22 protein-coding genes are annotated in these 20,768 nt (G+C 60.4%); 17 read left to right on the forward strand and 5 right to left on the reverse strand.

Annotated features, from left to right (window positions below; genetic code table 11):
* Window positions 1-32 precede the first annotated feature (32 nt).
* The 7 genes from GBCGDNIH1_RS24065 (at window position 33) to GBCGDNIH1_RS24095 (ending at window position 6,265) form a co-directional block, all read left to right on the forward strand.
* Complete coding sequence (locus GBCGDNIH1_RS24065; protein WP_011633013.1) at window positions 33-1,061, forward strand: hypothetical protein; 1,029 nt, start codon at window positions 33-35, stop codon at window positions 1,059-1,061.
* Between the two features lie 141 nt (window positions 1,062-1,202).
* Window positions 1,203-2,135, forward strand: coding sequence for a ribose-phosphate pyrophosphokinase (locus GBCGDNIH1_RS24070; protein ID WP_011633014.1), 933 nt, complete (start codon window positions 1,203-1,205; stop codon window positions 2,133-2,135).
* 13 nt (window positions 2,136-2,148) lie between these two features.
* Window positions 2,149-2,757: a histidine phosphatase family protein gene (locus GBCGDNIH1_RS24075; protein ID WP_232449658.1), complete on the forward strand. Its 609-nt coding sequence runs from the start codon at window positions 2,149-2,151 to the stop codon at window positions 2,755-2,757.
* Between the two features lie 137 nt (window positions 2,758-2,894).
* Complete coding sequence (locus GBCGDNIH1_RS24080) at window positions 2,895-3,536, forward strand: 50S ribosomal protein L25/general stress protein Ctc (RefSeq protein ID WP_025287601.1); 642 nt, start codon at window positions 2,895-2,897, stop codon at window positions 3,534-3,536.
* 21 nt (window positions 3,537-3,557) lie between these two features.
* Window positions 3,558-4,133 (forward strand): aminoacyl-tRNA hydrolase, encoded by a 576-nt coding sequence (gene pth, locus GBCGDNIH1_RS24085; RefSeq protein WP_043453195.1) that lies wholly within the window; start codon window positions 3,558-3,560, stop codon window positions 4,131-4,133.
* A 45-nt stretch (window positions 4,134-4,178) separates the two neighbouring features.
* Window positions 4,179-5,273 carry a redox-regulated ATPase YchF gene (gene ychF, locus GBCGDNIH1_RS24090; RefSeq protein WP_011633018.1) on the forward strand — a complete coding sequence of 365 codons (1,095 nt, stop codon included), beginning with the start codon at window positions 4,179-4,181 and terminating at the stop codon, window positions 5,271-5,273.
* A gap of 128 nt (window positions 5,274-5,401) precedes the next feature.
* Entirely contained in the window at window positions 5,402-6,265 is an 864-nt protein-coding gene (locus tag GBCGDNIH1_RS24095; RefSeq protein ID WP_011633019.1) for a quinoprotein dehydrogenase-associated SoxYZ-like carrier, read from the forward strand.
* Between the two features lie 47 nt (window positions 6,266-6,312).
* Here the strand turns inward: GBCGDNIH1_RS24095 and GBCGDNIH1_RS24100 are convergent, their stop codons facing one another.
* Window positions 6,313-6,711, reverse strand: a complete 399-nt coding sequence (locus tag GBCGDNIH1_RS24100; protein ID WP_025318360.1) for a VOC family protein — start codon at window positions 6,709-6,711, stop codon at window positions 6,313-6,315.
* Between the two features lie 269 nt (window positions 6,712-6,980).
* On the reverse strand, window positions 6,981-7,571 hold the full coding sequence (locus GBCGDNIH1_RS24105) for a hypothetical protein (RefSeq protein WP_011633021.1): 591 nt from the start codon (window positions 7,569-7,571) through the stop codon (window positions 6,981-6,983).
* 169 nt (window positions 7,572-7,740) lie between these two features.
* Here GBCGDNIH1_RS24105 and GBCGDNIH1_RS24110 point away from each other — a divergent pair, with 169 nt between their 5' ends.
* Window positions 7,741-8,226, forward strand: a complete 486-nt coding sequence (locus GBCGDNIH1_RS24110; protein ID WP_011633023.1) for a hypothetical protein — start codon at window positions 7,741-7,743, stop codon at window positions 8,224-8,226.
* A gap of 15 nt (window positions 8,227-8,241) precedes the next feature.
* On the opposite strand, the gene GBCGDNIH1_RS24115 is transcribed toward GBCGDNIH1_RS24110, so the two are convergent.
* Window positions 8,242-8,883, reverse strand: a complete 642-nt coding sequence (locus tag GBCGDNIH1_RS24115) for a YceI family protein (RefSeq protein ID WP_011633024.1) — start codon at window positions 8,881-8,883, stop codon at window positions 8,242-8,244.
* 66 nt (window positions 8,884-8,949) lie between these two features.
* Between GBCGDNIH1_RS24115 and GBCGDNIH1_RS24120 the strand changes: the two genes are divergently transcribed.
* The 8 genes from GBCGDNIH1_RS24120 to GBCGDNIH1_RS24155 all read left to right on the forward strand — a co-directional run bounded on the left by GBCGDNIH1_RS24120 (window position 8,950) and on the right by GBCGDNIH1_RS24155 (window position 17,999).
* Window positions 8,950-9,387: a DUF1489 family protein gene (locus tag GBCGDNIH1_RS24120; protein ID WP_011633025.1), complete on the forward strand. Its 438-nt coding sequence runs from the start codon at window positions 8,950-8,952 to the stop codon at window positions 9,385-9,387.
* 347 nt (window positions 9,388-9,734) lie between these two features.
* Window positions 9,735-10,673 (forward strand): DNA-methyltransferase, encoded by a 939-nt coding sequence (locus GBCGDNIH1_RS24125; RefSeq protein WP_080504553.1) that lies wholly within the window; start codon window positions 9,735-9,737, stop codon window positions 10,671-10,673.
* A 51-nt stretch (window positions 10,674-10,724) separates the two neighbouring features.
* Entirely contained in the window at window positions 10,725-11,510 is a 786-nt protein-coding gene (locus tag GBCGDNIH1_RS24130) for a (Fe-S)-binding protein (protein ID WP_011633027.1), read from the forward strand.
* Window positions 11,511-11,650: 140 nt separating this feature from the next.
* Complete coding sequence (locus GBCGDNIH1_RS24135) at window positions 11,651-12,202, forward strand: MaoC family dehydratase (RefSeq protein WP_011633028.1); 552 nt, start codon at window positions 11,651-11,653, stop codon at window positions 12,200-12,202.
* Between the two features lie 86 nt (window positions 12,203-12,288).
* Window positions 12,289-13,728 (forward strand): LutB/LldF family L-lactate oxidation iron-sulfur protein, encoded by a 1,440-nt coding sequence (locus GBCGDNIH1_RS24140; protein WP_011633029.1) that lies wholly within the window; start codon window positions 12,289-12,291, stop codon window positions 13,726-13,728.
* The gene (locus GBCGDNIH1_RS24145; protein WP_011633030.1) at window positions 13,725-14,438 is read left to right on the forward strand and encodes a LutC/YkgG family protein; all 714 of its coding nucleotides are present in this window, start codon (window positions 13,725-13,727) and stop codon (window positions 14,436-14,438) included. The genes GBCGDNIH1_RS24140 and GBCGDNIH1_RS24145 overlap by 4 nt, the downstream gene beginning before the upstream one ends.
* Complete coding sequence (locus GBCGDNIH1_RS24150) at window positions 14,431-15,081, forward strand: Smr/MutS family protein (protein ID WP_011633031.1); 651 nt, start codon at window positions 14,431-14,433, stop codon at window positions 15,079-15,081. The genes GBCGDNIH1_RS24145 and GBCGDNIH1_RS24150 overlap by 8 nt, the downstream gene beginning before the upstream one ends.
* A 194-nt stretch (window positions 15,082-15,275) precedes the next feature.
* On the forward strand, window positions 15,276-17,999 hold the full coding sequence (locus GBCGDNIH1_RS24155) for a response regulator (protein ID WP_050748485.1): 2,724 nt from the start codon (window positions 15,276-15,278) through the stop codon (window positions 17,997-17,999).
* A gap of 20 nt (window positions 18,000-18,019) precedes the next feature.
* Here GBCGDNIH1_RS24155 and GBCGDNIH1_RS24160 read toward each other — a convergent pair whose 3' ends face one another.
* Both GBCGDNIH1_RS24160 and GBCGDNIH1_RS24165 read right to left on the reverse strand, forming a co-directional pair.
* Window positions 18,020-19,174 carry a murein transglycosylase A gene (locus tag GBCGDNIH1_RS24160; RefSeq protein WP_011633033.1) on the reverse strand — a complete coding sequence of 385 codons (1,155 nt, stop codon included), beginning with the start codon at window positions 19,172-19,174 and terminating at the stop codon, window positions 18,020-18,022.
* An 84-nt stretch (window positions 19,175-19,258) separates the two neighbouring features.
* Window positions 19,259-19,945, reverse strand: coding sequence for a Tim44/TimA family putative adaptor protein (locus GBCGDNIH1_RS24165; protein ID WP_043454639.1), 687 nt, complete (start codon window positions 19,943-19,945; stop codon window positions 19,259-19,261).
* A 246-nt stretch (window positions 19,946-20,191) separates the two neighbouring features.
* Here GBCGDNIH1_RS24165 and GBCGDNIH1_RS24170 point away from each other — a divergent pair, with 246 nt between their 5' ends.
* Window positions 20,192-20,746, forward strand: coding sequence for a histidine phosphatase family protein (locus GBCGDNIH1_RS24170; protein WP_043453200.1), 555 nt, complete (start codon window positions 20,192-20,194; stop codon window positions 20,744-20,746).
* Window positions 20,747-20,768 lie beyond the last annotated feature (22 nt).

Genomic DNA, 20,768 nt, shown 5'->3' on the forward strand with positions numbered 1-20,768 from the left:
GACACCTGCCAGCGACAATCGGGAAAACATTCATGATCCGCCTTCCCTTCTGCCTGAGCCGCTTCACTCTCATGCTTACCTGCCTGAGCGGTCTGCTCGGCCTGTCCGGCTGCGGCGATCTGCCACGCCCTTTCATGGGGCATCCCGGTCAGACCGCCATGAAGCTCGCCGCGCCACCACCTGCGCGTCTGGCAGTGCCCACGCCCGGCAACGCATTGCTGGATGACGATTCCAGCAAGCTGTTTGCGACCTCCATTGCCCATGCTCTGGATGACCACACCGTGCCTGCCGTGGCCGGGCCTGTGAAAAAAGGCGACTGGTGGCTGGGAATCACCGCCACCACGCAGGGCAACACTGTCGTGCCTCATTACGAAGTCTTTGACCCGACCGGAAAATCACACGGCAAGGCTGATGGTCAGTCCATGCCCGCCTCAGTCTGGGCCGCCGGAGACCGCCCGATGCTGAAACAGGAGGCCCTGACCTCCGCCGACAAAATCTCCGATCTGCTGAACGACGTCGATGCGGCCATGAAACAGAGCGATCCGAACAGCCTGTTCAACCGTCCGGCCCGGGTCGCCGTGCTGGACGGGATCGGCGCACCGGGCGATGGCAATATGGCGCTCTCCATGCAGATGAAGCTGGCGCTGCCCAAAATCGGGATCACTATCGCCAGTGACGAATCGGCCCAGACCGCGCCCGCCGATTTTACCGTGCAACCACGCGTCAGAACCGCACCGGGCGCCAATGGATCGGAGCGGATTGAAATTCAGTGGATCGTCACCGATGGCAGCGGCCAGGAAAGCGGTCGCACCATCCAGATCAACGAGATCCCCCCCGGCACGCTGGACCTGCACTGGGGCGACGTCGCCTATGTCGCGTCTACCGAGGCCGCAGGCGGTATCAAGCAGGTGATCCAGAATGCCACCGGCCTCAACCGGGCCAAGGTCGCCGCCGGAAAAACCGCAGACAAACCGGCCGGAACCGCATCCTCCACCGCTTTGTCCGCCCCGCCGGATGCCTTGCAAAAGGCCCCTGTTTCGCCACGATCCCCTTTGCCATGAGGGTGAAAACATCATCGAAACAACCCGCATGGCGGATTTGCTGCACAGGATGGTTGGACACGGTTCCGACACATTGGTAGAAGGCGCGCGCCGTCGGGCATCCGGGCCGCAACGACGGTTAAGACGCGGGATCTGAAAATCATGAAGATTGTGGCTTGCAACAGCAACCGTCCACTGGCCGAGGCGGTCGCGGCAGCCCTCAACCTGCCCCTGACGAAAGCCTCCGTCAGGCGCTTCGCGGATATGGAAGTGTTCGTGGAAATCCACGAGAACGTCCGCGGTGAGGATGTGTTCGTCATTCAGTCGACCTCCTATCCCGCCAATGACAATCTGATGGAGCTGCTGATCACGCTGGATGCGCTGCGGCGTGGGTCGGCCCGGCGTGTCACGGCGGTGATCCCGTATTTCGGTTATGCCCGGCAGGATCGTAAGTCCGGCCCCCGCACCCCGATCAGCGCCAAGCTGGTCGCCAACCTCATCACCGAAGCCGGCGCCAACCGTGTGCTGACCATGGATCTGCATGCCGGCCAGATTCAGGGTTTCTTCGATATTCCGGTGGATAATCTCTATGCCGCCCCGCTTTTCGCCCGCGACATTGCGGAGCGTTTTCACGGGCGTGATATCATGATCGTCTCCCCCGATGTCGGCGGCGTGCTGCGCGCCCGCGCCATCGCCACGCGCCTGAACACCGACCTCGCCATTATCGACAAGCGTCGTGAGCGGGCGGGCGTGTCCGAGGTGATGAACGTGATCGGCGATGTCGAAGGACGCGACTGCATCCTGATCGACGATATTTGCGACTCGGGCGGAACACTCTGCAATGCCGCCGCGGCCCTGATCGCCAATGGTGCAGCCTCCGCCAGTGTCTATACCACGCATGGCGTGCTGTCAGGCGGTGCGGTCGCCCGTATCGCCTCCAGCCCCATCAGCATGATGACCATCACCGACAGCATTCTGGCCACCGAAGCGGTCAGACTGGCCCAGAATGTCCGTCAGCTGACCATTGCCCCGCTTCTGGCCGAAGCGATGCGCCGCATCAGCGACGAAAGCTCTGTCAGCTCTCTCTTCGATTGAAGCCGGGGCTATCATGGGCCTTCCCCCCGCCTCCGCCAGCCGCATGCCACCCCCGCAGGGTCCGGAACTGGCAGCTGTGCCGTTCTGGTTCCTGCGCCATGGCGAAACGGACTGGAACACGCTCAATCTGGCGCAGGGTGTCACGGACGTGAAACTCAACGCCGCCGGACTGGCTCAGGCGCGCCTTGCGGCGGAGCGTCTGCGAGGGCGCGGCATTCGCACGCTGGTCAGCTCTCCGCTGTCCCGGGCCCGCGACACGGCGGAACTGGTCAGTCAGCATATCGGGGTACCGGTGCAGATTGATCCCAAGCTGCGTGAATGCGCTTTCGGAGAACGCGAAGGCCAGCCGATGAGCGAATGGTTCGACGCCTGGGTGCGTGGCGAATCGACCCCGGCCGGCGCGGAAAGCTTCAGTGATCTGAAGCGCCGGGCTGCCGTGGCAGTGGGCAATGCGCTGCAACTGCCGGGACCCGTGCTGATCATCGCCCATGGCGCCCTGTTTCGTGCGGTACGTGCACTGATGGGCATGCCGCCGAATGTCCGCACCCCCAATGCCCTGCCTTATCTGTGCCGCCCCCCCACCGGCAGCGACCGGCCCTGGACCCTGATGCCCGCCACCTGAGCATCAGTGAACCCGTTTCTTGCAGAACAGGCAGGAAACAGAAGCGTGTTGCCGGAACGGATACGATTCGCTAAACCGCGCCCCACGCCGGCACCCCTGGAGGCCGGCGTTTAACGTTTTTGCTTAGGAGCATTTCCATGGCCACTTTCACACAGATCGAGGCCGAGGCACGCTCGCGAGCCGGTAAGGGGGCGGCGCGGGCGACTCGGCGTGAGGGTAAGGTTCCGGCCGTTATCTACGGTGCGCGCCAGACCCCGGACCTGATCAAGCTCGACCCCCGTATCATTCATCGCGAGCTGAATCGCGGTGGCTGGCGGTCCCGCCTCTACGAAATCAACGTCGATGGTGCCTCCACCCGCGCCCTGATCCGCGACGTGCAGTTCCATCCGGTCACCGATGCTCCGGAGCATGTGGACTTCCAGCGCCTTGCCGCCGGTGAGCCGGTACGCGTGGCCGTGGCCGTGCAGTTCCAGAACGAAGCCACCAGCCCGGGCCTGAAGCGCGGTGGCGTGCTGAACATCGTTCGTCACACTGTGGAAGTGCTGTGCGACCCCGATCACGTGCCGGAGCATTTCGAAGCCGATCTCGGCACGCTGGATATCGGCGACAACATCCGCTGGTCCGATCTGAAGGGGACCGGCGAAGCGAAGCCGACCATTCTGGACCGCGACTTCGTCGTTGCCACCGTCGCACCGCCGACCACCATCGCCGAAGCGGCCGCCCCGGCTGCTGAAGCAGCGGCACCCGCCAAGGCTCCGGCCAAAGGCGCCAAGAAGTAACGAGGCCGTATCGTGCCGTCCTTGCTGCTCTGGACCGGGTTGGGGAATCCCGAACCCGGTATGGCGCTTCAGCGGCACAATATCGGCTTCATGGCCGTCGATGCCATCGCGCAGCGCCATGGGTTCACCCCATGGCGCAACCGATTCAAAGGGCTGACGGCGGAAGGAACCCTTGCCGGGCGCAAGATCATCCTGCTGAAGCCGATGACCTACATGAACGCCTCCGGCGAAAGCGTTCAGCCTGCCACCGCGTTTTTCAAACTGCCTCCCGAAGCGGTCAGCGCCTTTCACGATGAGCTTGATCTTGCCCCCGGCAAGGTGCGGGTCAAACGGGGCGGGGGTGCCGCCGGGCATAACGGCCTGCGCAGCATGGACCGGATGCTTGGGACACCGGAATATTGGCGGGTTCGCCTCGGGATCGGCCATCCAGGCAGCAAGGAGCGGGTGCACGGCCATGTGCTGGGCAATTTCGCCAAAAGCGATCAGGAATGGCTCGGTCCCCTGCTGGAGGCCGTCGCCGATGCCGCACCGCTTCTGGCAGAAGGCCGCGCCGAGGATTTCATGACGCGCATTGCCCTGCTGACCCATCGCCAATGAGTTTCCCGCCTGCATGCAGGCGCCTTATCCGAAGGTTAAGACCCCATGGGATTTAATTGCGGCATCGTTGGCCTGCCCAATGTCGGTAAATCCACCCTGTTCAATGCGCTGACCGCTACCGTTGCGGCACAGGCGGCGAACTATCCATTCTGCACCATTGAGCCGAATGTAGGCCGGGTCGCCGTGCCCGATCCGCGCATGGAAAAGCTGGCAACCGCGGCGAAATCCCAGAAAATCGTGCCGACCAGCCTGGAATTCGTGGACATTGCCGGTCTGGTGCGCGGTGCCTCGCGCGGCGAAGGTCTGGGCAACCAGTTCCTGGGCAATATCCGCGAGGTGGATGCCATCATCCACGTGCTGCGCTGCTTCGAAGATGACGACATCACGCATGTCGAAGGCAGTGTCGATCCGGTGCGCGATGCGGAAACCGTCGAGACCGAGCTGATGCTGGCCGATCTGGAAAGTCTGGAGAAGCGCGTGCCGCTGCTTCAGAAAAAAGCCCGCGGCAACGACAAGGAAGCCGCAGCCCAGCTGGAACTGATCGAACCGATCATCACCGCGCTGCAAGCCGGTCAGCCTGCCCGCACCGCCATCCCGGCGGATCAGCGTGTCGCCGCATCCCGCCTGCAACTGATGACGTCAAAGCCCGTGCTGTATGTCGCCAATGTCGAGGAGGCCTCAGCCGCCAGCGGCAATGCGATTTCCGCCCGTGTCGCAGACCTGGCCGCCCGGCAGGGAACACGCTCCGTGGTCATCTCCGCCGCGATCGAGGCCGAGGTCAGCCAACTGGGCGATGAGGACCGCGCCGAATTTCTCGCCGGTCTCGGTCTGGTGGATAGCGGTCTGGATCGCGTCATCCGCGCCGGATACGATCTGCTGGGTCTGCTGACCTATTTCACCTGCGGCCCGAAAGAAACCCGCGCCTGGACTATCGAGCAGGGCACCCGTGCCCCTCAGGCCGCCGGTGTCATCCATGGCGATTTCGAACGCGGATTCATCGCCGCCGAAGTAATCGGCTACGATGATTACATCACGCTGGGTGGCGAAGCCGGGGCCAAGGAAGCCGGCAAGGCCCGCGTCGAAGGCAAGGACTATATCGTGAAGGATGGCGACGTCATTCTGTTCCGCTTCAACGTATGAGCGGGACCGTCTGATCCTGCCCTGATAACGGCCCGGATGCGCGCCAGTGGATTTCCACTTGGGAAAATCCGGGCCGTCGCCATATCCTTCCCGGATAATGATAACAATGACGGCCGGGAAACGATTCAATGCGCACAAGATACCTGCTGATGGGCATGCTGCTGACAGCTGTCCATCTCCCCTCCATGGCACAGGCAGCAGAGGATGAGGACGATCCGGCCCGTCAGCATCGCTGGGCCGATCTGAAACAGGCGGTGTTTGCGCAGCGCCCTGTTGCGGTCGAGCCTGCCTCCGAGCATCTGATCGGGCTTGAGGCGCCCGTGCGCGCCCTGGATGCGGCACTGGTGCCCGTCACGGTCACGGTGTCTGATCCCTCGGCGAAGGGGATTTATCTGCTGATTGATGACAATCCCTCTCCTTTGGCCGCGCATGTCGTGTTCGGCCCCGCCATCGATCCACGCAGCATGAGCTTCCGGGTGCGGGTGAACACCTACACCTTTATCCATGCCGTGCTGGAACGGGATGACGGCTCTCTGATTGAAACCGCGCGCTTCGTCAAAGCCTCCGGCGGCTGCTCTGCTCCGGCCGGCAGCGACGCCGAGGAAGCGTTGCAGAATATCGGCAAGATGAAGCTGAAACTGGCCGGAAAGGACTCCCCTCTGGCCTCCCCTCTGGCCGCCACGCTGATGATCCGGCATCCGAATTTCAACGGTATGCAGATGGACCCGCTCACACAGGCCTACACACCCGCGCATTACGTCCAGAAAATCAAGACGACCTATGATGGCAAGCTGGTTTTCAGCCTCGATACGGATATCTCCATGGCGTCCGACCCGGTGCTTGGCTTCTTCCTGCGCACTGAATCCGGAAATGACCACACCCTGACTGTCAGCGTTCGCGACAATCAGGATGAGCACTGGGAAAAAACCTTCCCTGTTATCGCACCCGGCCCGGCACCGGATGCGAAACTGCAAGCCAAACCCGGTGGTTAATGATCCGGGCTGTTGAAAAACGGCCCTGCTACGTTCCGGTCCGTCTGTCACGCAAACGATGCTGATATGGGGCGGACTGGAGTGACTGTCGTCACCTCAATGAAGTATCCGCCTTTAGCCTGGAAATAGAAGCACCAGGCGCCATGCGCATCATGCGGCCTCTGGGTTTCCCAGCCATCATCACGCAGGCGCTCATAGAGTGCATCCACAGCTTCACGGGTTTCCTGGATGAAACCGATATGCAGGATGTCCAGCTGTCTGGGATAAGCGAACCCATCAAGCTTCGTCTCGAAGTGATTGACGATCAGCACCAGCCCGTCATCATCCTGCATGATCGCCATCTTGCTGCCACGCACGACAAGCGTGCGCAGCCCGAAATACCGCTCGAACATCACCCGATCGGCTTCAGTGTCATGACTATAGAGATTGATATGATTCAGCTTCATGGTTGTGCCTTTCCGTTTGAAAAACGGACACCGATCAACCAGAGCCTTGAACGACCATGACCGATCACCTGCATGGAGTGCGCCTCCATACTGTGTCCGGCCAAGGCCAAGAGCGGTGTCACCCACTCAAGCGTGACTGTCTCCGGAGAGACCGCAGGTTGTCACCATACCTGCATCGCTGTCTTTTTAGGCGATCTGATATTGAGATGAGGGGTGGATCGCGTCAAGCGGCCCTTGCCACACCCGACTGTTGAGGGGGGGAATCGTTCTCATTCCGTGTAGGCACAACGGACGGCACCAGTCTGATGAACGGTCGCATCCGCATAACGAAAACTGGTTTCCGCCTCGATCACGGCTCCGCCACCCTGAGCCTTGAACTGCTTCAGAGCGGGGCAGTTGGCCTGCGTGACAGGGCGGTCCGTGACCACCCATAAAGTCACGTCCGTTTTGCCGTATCGCGGCTGATCCTGCGTCGCCCCGCTATACAAACGCTTACGACTGGCCATGTCATAGATGCTGAAGCCTCGCATCGCCGAGGTGCCGCTGTCGATGAACAGATAGGGTTCGATCACCTTCTGAACGTAATCCGCATCATCCCGCCCGCTGACGATCCAGTCCCCCGTTTTTTTATCAAACCGGCAAGGCCCCGTGATCCGGCCGCGCACCACAATATCCTGTCCGACCTCTGCCGTCCGGTCCCGTGCAATGACCCTGTGCCGATTCGTATCGAAACAGACCGGCTTTGCCACCGGATCGGGGTTGTTATCCGAGGCTGAAGCGAAAACGGGATTCAGCACACCGGCCGCAACCATCAAAACTGCCGCCTGAAAGACACAGTGAAACAAGGTTCTCGCTGTCATGATGCCACATCATCCCGAAAAGAGATTTTCATTCATCCCGCATGTCCACACACAGATTATAGTCGGTCAGAATACATCGCCGGAACATTCCGGCCCGATCTGCATGCTCGCGACCAGAGCCATCAGCACGGGCGAAGAATGAACCGCAAGACTGCTTCAAGGCAATGGAATGACGCTCACGATGCCACGCCTCATGACGGCCTTGATATGCGCCTGCACTCTCAGCCTTGCCTCCTATCCTGCCCATGCGGTGCCACAGAACCCGGATGAGTGGGCCAAAAATATGGAAGCGGCTTTTCGCACCGGCAAGCTGATAACCATCGGCAAGCTGATGGATCAGGCCGTCGATGACCATGATCCCGGGGAAGCCAAACGAGCGCACCAGATCATCGCTGAGAATATCCGCATGATGACCGAAAGCTTCGGCAAGGAGGGGCCAGGCTGCGCCGAATTGTTTGATACCCGTCGCATCGGCAGTTTTTTCCGCCGCTATGATTTCGCAGTGTGCAACGGTACCGAGCGTATCTTCTTCCGTTTCGATCTGGTACGGCGGGAGAAGCTGGGCTGGCTGTTACGTTCTTGGCAAGCCAGCGAGAATCTCGATAAAATCGTCAATGCGCCTCTGCCCGGTAATGCCAATTACGACCGGGAATAATCCCCCCGTCCTGTATCAGGGCTTCTCAAAAGGGGCGCTGATGATCAACTGCACGTCATCGCCCACCATATCCAGATAGCGCGATATCCCGAATGCGGAACGACGGATATTACCCCGTGCCTCGAAGCCGATCGTGTATCGGCCCGACAGCGGATTGATCCCGCCACCATTGAAGTGCACCGTCAGCGTCACGGGATGTGTGATGCCATGCAGGGTCAGGTCGCCGGTCATTTCCCCGCTCTCCGGTCCTGTGGCGCGGGCGGAGGTAGAGCGGAACGTTGCCACCGGCCAGCGCTGCGCATCGAACCATTCCGCACCGACCAGAGTCTGGTTCAAAACCGGGCTGGTCGTGGACAGGCTGGAGACTGGCACCGTTATCTCCAGATGACTGGCCTCCGGATGGGCGGGCACGAAATCCAGCCAGCCGGAAGCCTCACCGAACCGTCCATAATAGGTGCTGAACCCCATATGCGAGAGTGCGAACTCAATCTGCGTATGGGATGGCTCCAGCATATAACGCGCAGCCGGCACCTGAGCCGGATTCCTTGTGGCCATCATCTGGGCCTGCGCCACCATCGGCGCTGCGACAGCAAGCCAGGACGCGGCCCCCACCAGCACCAACCCGCATCGCCACCATGGAGTCCTGTCTTCTTTCACCTCTTTCCCCTCTCTGCATCACGGCCCGGCTTGCATCCCGACCAATCAGGCCGCACATGAGATTCCATGCTGCATCTCATGAAGCTGGCGGTCGGTGTCGAGTCTCCTGCGCATCTTGCCGCTCTACAGGCTGAACGCGCCAGAGAGCGGCCGGGATCACAGGGCGGGGAATTATGGCATCTGACCCGCCAGACTCCGCGTCAGGGCGAGGCCCTGCTGAAGGGCGGCTCGCTTTACTGGGTGATTGGCCGATTACTGTCCGTGCGCCAGCCTATTACCGGGCTCAGTGAGCAGCATAAACCGGATGGCACGCCGTGCTGTGCCATTCATCTGGCACCCGACCTGATTCCCGTCTCGGCGCGTGTGATCAAGCCCTTTCAGGGCTGGCGCTACCTCAAGCCTGAAGATGCCCCACCTGATCTGACCCGTGCCGTCAACCATGACGATATTGCCCGTCTGCCTGAACCCTTGCGGCGGAAATTGCAGGCGTTGAGCCTGATCTGAACCACAGACAGGTTACCCGCTGTGGCACTGCCCGTCCGGCTGCCCCTTACGGCAGCCGCAAGGGGCAGCCTTTTGGGTGGGACAATTTGTCCATGCCAGACAGCAAAACGGGCGCTCATTGTCCTGAATTAGGACTTGCGCGCCCGCTTGGCAGCTTTTATGTTGCAGTGCAGCAGCCGTTGGGTGGCTGTCTATTGGATGTTTCTTCCCCAAACTTGGCAGTGTCATAGGTATGTCCTATTGGCGCTGCCGAATTTTCTTTAGACCTGTGTGCCCTGCCATGCAACAGGCAATTTTTCCGTTGTTTGCCCTTGCACCATCCGCCGTGGTCTGATTCATCTGATATCATGAAACAGCAGGCGATCACGCCGCCCGCGCCTTGTACGGATGACTCTGCCAGTCCCACATTTTCTGGCGGACGTGTCCGTGCCAAAGCGGGCAGGCCATCGAAAAAAAAAACCTCTTCACCCTCGCTCCGGCCGGTCTGGCCCAGTCCTGCTTCTGCCGAGGATCGGCATCGGCTGTATTGTGGGGATTGCCTGACCGTTCTGCCTTTTCTGGCAGAGGGCAGCGTGGATGTGATTGTCACGTCCCCCCCCTATAATCTCGATCTCGGCTATGCCAGCTATCTCGATAGCAGGGGGGAAGAAGAGTATCTCGACTGGATGACGCAGGTTGCTACCGCGCTCAAAAGGGTGCTGGCACCGGGCGGTTCGTTTTTCCTCAATGTTTCCGGCTCGCCTTCCCGCCCGTGGCTGCCGTTCGAGCTGATCGTGCGGCTGCGCACCTTGTTCGTGTTGCAGAACCATATTGTCTGGATCAAATCCGTGGCGACCCCCGCCGTCTCGGTCGGGCATTACAAGCCGGTGAACGGCAAGCGTTTCCTCAACCATGCCCAGGAGCACATCTTCCATCTCACCCACAAAGGAGATGTGAAGCTGGACCGGCTTGCCGTCGGGGTGCCTTATAAGGACAAGTCGAATATTGTCCGCCGCGGCCATGCCCAGGATCTGCGATGCCGCGGCAATACCTGGTTCATTCCTTATGAGACCGTACGCAGCAAAAGCCAGAAATTCCTGCATCCCGGCACGTTTCCGGTGACATTGCCGCGCTGGTGCATACGGCTGCATGGTGTGGCCGATGCGCTGGTGCTGGATCCGTTCATGGGCACCGGCACCACCGGCGTTGCCGCACAGGCTGAAGGCGCGCGCAGCATCGGCATCGAGCTTGACCAAGGCTATATCAGCATTGCCGCAAACCGCATGATGGAAGCAGAAGGCAGCTGACAGCCTCTCTTTTCTCACGATCCGTCCCTCCCCCAGGCAGGAAGCGAGACCATGCCTCAACCCTCGACCGCCCGCCTGAAGACAGAACCGCGCGTCGCCCTGTTCGTCACCTGTCTGGTCGATCTCTATCGGCCCAGCGTCGCTTTTTCCGCGATCAAGCTGCTGGAGCAGGCCGGATGCAAGGTTTCCGTTCCGCGTGGACAGACCTGCTGCGGCCAGCCCGCTTTCAATACCGGAGACCGTGTGACGGCCAAAGCACTGGCGCGCGATATTCTGGCCAGTTTTCAGGGATATGATTACGTCGTCATTCCATCAGGCTCCTGCGGGGGGATGCTGCGTCATCAATTGCCCGATCTTCTGGCGGATGACCCTGCTCTGGCGCCTCTGGCTGCTGATCTGGCCAGACGCTGTCATGAACTGGTCAGTTTCCTGACCGACATACGCGGCGTGACGACGACCCCCGCCCCTTCACCGGGCCGTGTCACCTATCACGACAGCTGCGCCGGATTGCGGGAGCTGGGGATCAAGCAACAACCCCGCGATCTGCTGCGCGCCATGGATGCGGAGATCGTCGAAATGGAGGCCCCGGAAACATGCTGCGGCTTCGGCGGTACGTTCTGCGTCAAATATCCGGAGATCTCGACCCGCATGGCCCGCGACAAGGTGGCGGACATCGTGGCTACAGGGGCAGACATGATTCTGGCCGGAGATATGGGCTGCCTGCTGAACATGGCCGGCACGCTGCTGCGCGAAGGATCAACGGTGCAGGTCCGCCACGTAGCGGAGGTTCTGGCCGGCCCCACTGGCCCCGCAATCGGTCAGCCCACCGACAAATGACCGTCACAGCCAGTCCAACGCCGGTTTCAAGGGGCCAGTGACCCGCGACAAAATGATGACAGGGCTACCGTTGACACCTATTGTGAACGAACAACCTTCACATTAGTTTCATCTTAACCTCGGGATACGCAATTTTTATTATGTCCATGCCTGCTGCACGGATGGAGACCTTCAACATGGACGGACATGCCGCCTCTTTCCGGCTCAGCCATGAGAGAACAGACATCCATGCGCGTTACTTTGACGATTTCCAGCTGGGAGAGCGTTTTATTCTGCCTCCGATTGCGCTGACCCGCTCCCTGATCGACTCTTTCCGCGCCATCAGCGGCGAGACTCATCCCCTGCATCATGATCCGGTCTGGTGTCGGGAGAACGGGCATCCCGGCGTGCTGGTGCATGGATTTCAGGTTCTGGCAGTCACCACGGCGGGCGCATCACCGTTTCATGCCATGGTGGAAAACAGCCTGCTGGGTCTGGTCGAACAAAGCAGCCGCTTCATCCGTCCCGTCTATGCCGGGGATACACTCCATCCGGTGCTGCAAATCGTGGAACTGACCCCCAATACGTCTACCGGGATACTTGTCTTGCGCAGCACCGTGCATAACCAGCGCCGGGAACTGGTTCTGGAAGGCTCCCAGCGCTATCTTCTGCGCATGCGTGACCGTTTGCAGCCGGACGATAATCAGGCATAACGCCAGCATCCCCAGGCTGCTCCGGTTGTTTCGCGTGACAATCTTCCGCCGGGAGAAACGCGAAGGCAGCGCAGGAGGACAGCCAGATGCAGGCCCGCTCGGCCATCTTCAAGGATAATGCGGCCTCTGCCCTTGCTGATCAGCGGTTGCAACAGGCGCTGAAACAGGTACGCCCGCGCTTTACCGGTGGGCGCGCCCGGGCCAGGGAAGCGCTGCCCGAATTCGAAACGCTGCGCAACACGGCCCGCGATATCCGCAATCATACGCTGACGAATCTGGATTTTTATCTGGAACGCTATGCCGCACAGGTCGGGGCATCGGGCGGCCATGTGCATTGGGCACCCACCGCCGAGGATGCCTGCCGGACCATTCTGGATATCTGCCGCCGTGTGGGTGCCCGGCGCGTGGTCAAGGGCAAGTCGATGGTCAGCGAGGAAATCGCCCTGAACGATTTTCTTCAGCAGGACGGGTTGTCGGTCGTAGAAACCGATCTGGGCGAATATGTGCTGCAACTGGCCGATGAAGCCCCCAGCCATATCGTTGCCCCCGCCTTTCACCTGAACCGCGATGACTGGGAAAACCGGTTCCGTGAAGCCCATCAGCATCTCCCCGCCGATCGGGCCTTTGAGAGCCGGCAGGACATCATGCGCGAAGCCCGCACCGTGCTGCGGCGCCGGTTTCTGGAGGCGGATGTCGGCATCACCGGGGCCAATTTTCTGATTGCCGAGACCGGCAGTTCCGTCATCGTCACTAATGAAGGCAATGGCGATCTCAGCCAGACACTGCCGCGTGTCCATATCGTGCTGACCGGCATCGAGAAAGTCGTGCCGACGCTGGAGGACACGATGACGCTGCTGCGGCTGCTTGGCCGTTCCGCCACCGGTCAGGATCTGACGGCCTATACCAGTTTCTCTACCGGCGCGCGCCGGCCCGGCGATCTGGACGGGCCGGAAGAATATCATGTCGTGCTGCTGGATAACGGCCGTAGCGCCATGATCGGAACCGAATTTCAGGACATGCTGCGCTGCATACGCTGTGCCGCCTGCATGAATCACTGTCCGGTGTTCGGGGCAGTTGGCGGGCATGCTTATGGCTGGGTCTATCCCGGACCGATGGGCAGCGTTCTGACGCCCGGGCTGATCGGCATCGAACAGGCCGCCCTGCTGCCGAATGCCAGCACGTTCTGCGGCGCCTGCGAATCCGTCTGCCCCGTCAAAATTCCTCTGCCGGGCCTGATGCGGCACTGGCGTGAAAGAGAATTCGAGCGCCATCTGACCCCTTCAGCTTCACGTCGCGGTCTGGCCATCTGGGCTTTTCTGGCCCGCCACCCCGCTTTGTATCGCCTGACGACCGGTCTGGCTGCCCGGCTGCTGTCCCTGGCCGGAAGACGCAGCGGGCGGTTCCGGCGTCTGCCGCTGGCCTCCGGCTGGACCGGCGGACGTGATATGCCTGCCCCGGAAGGGACCAGCTTTTTTACCCAATGGGCTGCCTACCAAAGAAAGACCCGGAAAAGGGCGGTGTCATGAGCGCGGGCGCATCAGGAAGTCTTTCCGGAAAGGAGATCATCCTTGCCACGATCCGGCGCGGTCTGCGGCGCGGAGTATTGCCACCGGATCAGGCTGCCATGCTGGACTCCCGGCTGGCGGCACATCCGCGCCACACCATCCCCGAACGCGCACGGAAACCAGCCGCAGAGCGCAGGACCGATTTCATCACGCGGGTACAGAAAGAATTCGGCACCGTCGAGGAAGTCGCCTCCCTCAGAGACATTCCTGCCGCCATCGCCCGTTATCTGGCTTCACGCGGCCTTCCCGCTGCCGTGACGGTCGCGCCTCATCCTGCCCTGCACAGCCTCGACTGGTCAGCGGCAGGTCTGGAGACGGGATGGGGCCGCGTTCATGGAACGGAAACTGTCTCGGTCCAGTATGCCTTTGCCGGGATCTCCGAAACCGGTACCCTGATGATGCCCTCCGGGCCGGAGCGCCCGGTCACGCTCAACGTGCTGACGGAAACCGCCATTGCCGTCCTGCCGGTGGAACGCATTGTGGGCGCTTACGAAGATGCATGGGATCTGCTGCGCAGGGAGATCGGAGCCATGCCACGCTCCGTCATGCTGATCACAGGCCCATCCCGCTCCGCCGATATAGAACAGCAACTGGAGCTGGGCGCCCACGGCCCTCGTGACATCCATATCATCCTGTTCAGCCAGCATACCCCATCCGCGCCGCATGGCTAAACGGCCTTACAACGTTCCTCCGGTCACGCCCGGCAAGGCGCTGACCAGGCCCGGACCTCCTTCCCGTCGCTCCGCACGGAAACTGAGCGAGGCCGAGCGCACGGAATGGACACGCTATACCGTGGCCGTGATTCCGCTGCACGGCAAAGCCGGACATGGGGAGAATGCGATTCCTCCTGCAGCGGCCATCACAGACTCTCCGATACACAGCGCCAGGCACGGCCCCGTTGCCGCTCCATCCTTCCGCCAGACTGAATCCGGGGCCGGGGCACCCACCTTCGCCCAGCTTTTTCCTCTGCCAGCCGGGGCGCAGCCTCCGGGGGTGGACACCGGCACATGGAACCGGTTCCGCAACGGGCGACTGGGCGCAACCCGGACGCTGGATCTGCACGGGCATACCCTGCAACACGCCTATCATACGTTCGAGGCGATGCTGCTGCGCGCCCATACGGACGGGCTGCGCTGCATTGAGGTCATTACCGGGCGTGGCCGGACCGGATCAGGTGAAACCGTCGGGGCGATCCGGCGGGAGCTTCCCCTCTGGATCAATCTCCCGCATCTGCGTCCCCTGGTGCTGGGCATAACCTATCCCCACGCCGCCAATACCGGATCAGTGCGCATCCTGCTGCGTAAGCAGAAATGATTAACCGGCTTATTGTGCTGCCCCGATCAAGACGTTTTAAATTGACCGTCGTCATGATACCCGCGTGAATGCATTATCCAGCCATGGGCAGCGCTGATCCTGGGCATAAGTGCGTGTGTGGTTTTGCTTTTTCCGCCGGCCAGGCCTGAGCTTCATTCAGGCCCGGTCATCGTATTTGAAAAGAATGGATGCCCATGTGCCTGCCTGAATCTTCCTCCGGCTGCGACGATTCAGCCCCGGTTCTTTTTCCCGATGCGGCCCCCGGAGAAATCATTACTTATCTGCGCGCCATGGACTGGGACGCATCCCTGATCGGTCCCCCCGAAAACTGGTCCGAACCGTTTCGGAATGCGGTTGCGCTCATGCTCAATGCCAAAGCACAGATCGCCATGTTCTGCGGACCGGAGCTGGTCGCGCTTTACAACGATGCCTACGCGCCTGCCATCGGGGGTCACCATCCGGGTGCGCTCGGTCGCCCGGCACAGGAAAACTGGCAGGAAATCTGGGATGTGCTGGAACCACTGCTCCGCTCGGTTATGGAGACCGGCCAGACGGTGTATGGCCAGAACTATCCGTTCAGGGTCAACCGGCACGGGTACATGGAAGAAGTTTTCTTCGATATTTCCTACAGCCCCGTTCATGGTCCGGATGGAACGGTGGAAGCCGTTTTCTGCATTGTTGCCGACCGCACCCAACGGGTCATTGATGATCGTCGTCTGCGCACCCTACAGGCGATCAGCCTGAATATTCTCAGCAACACGGTTGAAAACTGTGCGACCTCGGCGCTGGATATTCTGGCGCGCGAAAGCACACAGGATATACCGCATGCCGCTCTCTATATCCGCAGGGAAGCCCCCGAGCGGCTGGATTGCATCGGCTGGTACGGTGCACAGCCTGCAACGCTGAGTATTCCCCTTGTACAGCATACCCTCCCGGCAGCGGAGGATGTTGCCACTTCAGAGTCCTGGAAAAACCTGATCAGGGCGGCTCTGGACAGCGGGAATGCCGTCTATGGTCCGTCACGGGCACTGTTTCCCACTCTGCCGGCTTTGAGTGCGGAACGGATGGCCATTCTTCCGCTTCAGGTGACGCACCATATCGCCGGTGTGCTGATTGTGGGTAAAAGCAGGCTCTATCCACCGGATGCGGAGTATTATCGCTTTTTCCAGCTCGTGGCCAATCTGGTCTCCACCGGCCTGACCACCGCCATTGCCCTGCGCGAGCAGCGGCACCGGGCCAAGATCCTGGAACAGAAAGTTGCCGCCGCCATCGCCGAGCGGGAAATTTCAGAAACCAGACTGCGGCAGGCCCAGAAAATGGAAATGATCGGTCGTCTGGCGGGTGGCGTTGCCCATGATTTCAACAATCTGCTTCAGGTGATCGGCAGCAATCTGGAACTGACCATCCTGCAACTGCCCGAAACATCAGCTGAACGCAGACGTCTGACCTCCGCGCTGGAGGCGATGCAGCGCGGCTCCCGTCTGGCCTCCCAGATGCTGGCATTCGGGCGGCGGCAGCCCCTGTCTCCCCAAGCGGTCAGCCCGTCGCGGCTGCTACAGACAGTGCAGGATATCCTGCTCCGCACTTTGGGGGCCGGGATTACACTGAGAATCCATACGGCTCCCGACTCATGGAATATTCGCGTTGATCGGGGACAGATCGAGGCAGCCATCCTGAACCTGACCCTGAATGCACGGGATGCAATGAAAGGCCATGGCAGCCTGACCATCACCACGGCCAACACTGTTGTGAAGCCCAGCCAGAACGGCTCGATTCTGGAAATACAGCCGGGGGATTATGTCACGCTGACCGTCACCGATACGGGGTGCGGCATGGCCCCCGATGTCATCACCCATGTGTTTGAGCCGTTCTTCACCACCAAATCCGAAGGTCAGGGCACCGGACTTGGCATGTCGATGGTATACGGCTTCGTCAAACAAAGCGGGGGCGATATCCGGATCGATTCCGCCCCGGGTCGCGGTACATCCATCAGCCTGATCCTGCCACGCGCCGATGAAGAAGACAGCCTGTCGGATACGCCCCTTCTGGCGCTGGATAATACCATGCTGGAAGGACACGAAACGATTCTTGTGGTCGAGGACGAAGACGCCGTACGGCAAAGCGTGCAGGAAACCCTCAGTCAGCTGGGTTACAACGTTCTCACCGCCCGCGATGCCGACGAAGCCCTTGCGATTCTTGACAGCACGATCCGGATTGATCTGGTGTTCACAGACATCATCATGCCGGGAACGATGCGAGGCACCGACCTTGCCGTCAGGATCAGACAGCTTCGGCCCGAAACCGCCATCCTGTTCACATCAGGATATACGGATAGCTCCGTTCATCGTGATGATGACAACCCGATTCAGTTACTGAACAAACCCTATTCACGCGATAAGCTGGCCCACAGCATCCGTGCCGCACTGATAACCGCACGTTCCACGCCGTCTTTTCCGCACACAGCTTCCCTCCAGACAGCCGGTGATGTCTTGTCCTCCAGCCATTCCCTTTCCTCAGCCTCACCGCAGCAACAATGGACCATTCTGGTGACCGAGGATGATCCGCTGATCCGTATGAACCTGATCGACCTGCTGGAGGAAGCGGGACATAGCCCGATCGAGGCGGAAAATGCCGAGGAAGCGCTGAGCTATCTAAAAACCCATTCACCCGACATTCTGTTCACCGATATAAGCCTGCCGGGCCTGTCCGGTGTTGAGCTGGCCTGTCTGGCACGTAAACGATATCCTTCTATCGGGATCATTTTTTCCAGCGGATACGCGGATGTTCCCGGCCTGCCGGCGGAGATGAAGCAAAACAGCTGCCTGTTGGGCAAACCCTTCACCTCCCATGAACTGGTTAAAACACTGCTGCAGGCCTGGGAAAACCGCCCGGCCCAAGGGACTGATCATGGGGGCTGATCAGGGATGACGCGGCCGCTCTATTCGGTTGACTTTGGCAGCAGCACATAAAGCCGTCCCTGCCGGTTCATCTGCCCTGCCACCGCCTTGGCCTGCGGGCCATAGCCAAAATAAATATCCGCCCGCGTCATCCCGCTAATGGCTGAACCGGTATCCTGTGCCACCATCAGGCGCTGAAGGGCGCTTTGGCCGCCCGGATCCGTGGTATCCACCCAGACCGGCGCGCCCAGCGGAACGATACGGCGATCCACCGCCACCGAACGTCCTGCACTAAGCGGCACCCCCAGCGTTCCCGGTGCCCCTTCATTGCCAGGCATTCCTGTCAGTTCACGGAAAAACACAAAGGATGGATTGGCATTCATGATCTCCTGCGCCTGATCGGGATGAGTGCGCAACCAGTCACGGATGGAGGCTTCCGAGACCTGATCCGCCGTCATCTCACCCCGTTCGATCAGCACTTTCCCGATCGGCACATAAGGACGGCCGTTTTTACCGGCATAGGTCACGCGTACCACATGTCCATCGGGCAAGCGCACCCTGCCTGATCCCTGAATCTGCAGAAAAAAAGCGTCAATCGGATCAGCCAGCCAGACAAGACCCAGACGCTGCTTTTTCAGGGCACCGGCCTCGATCTCCGCCCGTGTATAATAAGGTTCCAGCTGCCCACCGACCATACGGCCGCTCAGATACTTCCCGCCTGGATCTGCCGGATCCGGCATCGACACCAGATCATCAGGGCGGCGCAGCAGGGGCGTCCGGTAACGCCCGATCGGAGAACGGGAGCCTTCTACCTCCGGCTCATAATATCCCGTGAAAAGCGTGGGGGCAGAGGAGATGGCATAAGCCTGAAAATAACGCTGCACAAAGGCCCTTGCCGCTTGCTCATCTCCTTCGGGAACGGCTTGCACCGCCTTGCAGGCCGGGCGCCACTGTTCGGGCTGTCCACCCAGCCTGGCTGCCTGATCGGCGGCTCCCCCCAATGTCTGATCGTTCGGCAGGCTTAACAGCCGGTCGCATTCCCGGGCGAAAACGGCAACGCCACGGGCCACATGGTCTGTTTGCCAACCCGGCAAATCATCCAGTGCCACAGGCTGAAGCTGGCTGACACGGCCCGTTTGAGCACAGGCGGTCAGCACCACCATCAGAGACAACGCATACAGGGATTTTATCTGCATACTGCATAGTATGCATCATGTTGTATTCGAAAAAAACCCCTTAACCTTCTGAAAGGTCACATATTATATTGTCATTAACCTGTCTCAGGCATTGTCTGTGCCGGACAGACGCCAGGTCGGATCACGGCTGGCGAGATCCCGCTCAAACGTCCAGACATCGACAATTTCGGTCAGCCCTTCGACACCTTCGACCGGCTCCCCGGTGCGGTTAAGCATAACATTATGCTGATCACTGACAAAACGAATGGTCAAAGCGGCCTGCGTCTGCTCCAGCCGGGCATTTTCAATCCGGATATCCCTGATGGACTGGATCTCCGTCTGCTGCCGGGCCCCGTCCTGTTCGCGCGCATCAATGGCCTGACAGAAAATCGTAAACGTCGCCTCCGTCAGCAGGGGACGCAGCGCCTCACGCTCACCCTGCGCATAGGCCGTCACGATAACGCGAAATGCCTGCTCCGCATTATTCAGGAAGCGCACTGCATCAAAGCTGCGATCAACCTCCTTCATGCGCGCAAGCACCTGCCCGGTCGGGCTGGATGCATCAGGCAGGACATAAGTCCGCGCTTCAGCCACCGCGGCATCGGGCCGACGCAGGCGAACCGGCAAACCGGGTATCCGGTTACCGGTCTGGCCTTGATTCGCCGGCACCTCCGGGCGTTCAAACCCGACACGTCGCCCCAGCACACTGCGAAGACGCAGAACCAGAAAAACCGCTATCATCCCCAGCAACACCAGATCGACGGGAATATCGCCGTTCCTGATAGCCTCCATACCTGCCATCCAATCGCGCCATTAAAATACAAAAGACGGTTTCTGCTCATTCAGATAAGGGGGCAGGCCGCTCCACACAACCTTTGTATCTTCTGACTTCGTCCTTCCAGGCTTTCTTACCTGATCAGAAAACCGACTCTGGAGAGTCCATCGCCTGACCGGAAACAAAAGGTCCGTCAAAAAGAATTCTTCGTGTCAGCACGATCCCCGATTGCCGCGGCTGGCCGCGCAGGCCATACAGGACGCATGATTTTGCTGCGCCATGGACAGAGCGAGTTCAACCTTCACTTCACGGCCACACGCCAGGATCCGGGCATTCATGACCCTGTCCTGACCGAGGCAGGGCTGGCACAGGCTGAAGCCGCCGCCATGGCTCTTGCGGGGGAAGGCATCGAGCGCATCTTTGCGTCCCCCTATACCCGGACCCTGCAAACGGCACGGCCCATTGCGCAGAATCTGGGGCTGCCTTTGATCATCACGCCGCTGATCCGGGAACGCTACGCCTTTGCCTGTGATGTCGGTACCCCTGCCAGCCATCTGGCGAAGGACTGGCCCGAACATGATTTCTCTCAGCTTGATGAAATCTGGTGGCCCTCCTTAACGGAAAGCGAAGCGTCAATCCTCGCGCGGGCCGGACGTTTTCGGGCAGAAATGGCTGCCATCACAGGGTGGGAAAATACGCTTGTTGTCACCCATTGGGGTTTTATTCTGTCGATGACAGGGCAATCATTAACAAATGGTGAATGGATACGCTGCGATCCACGTCAGGCAGGACCAGATACAATTATCTGGTCGGCATAAACATGACTTTTGTTTAAGGCCG

Origin of the sequence: Granulibacter bethesdensis CGDNIH1, assembly GCF_000014285.2 — a bacterium.
Lineage (GTDB): Bacteria > Pseudomonadota > Alphaproteobacteria > Acetobacterales > Acetobacteraceae > Granulibacter > Granulibacter bethesdensis.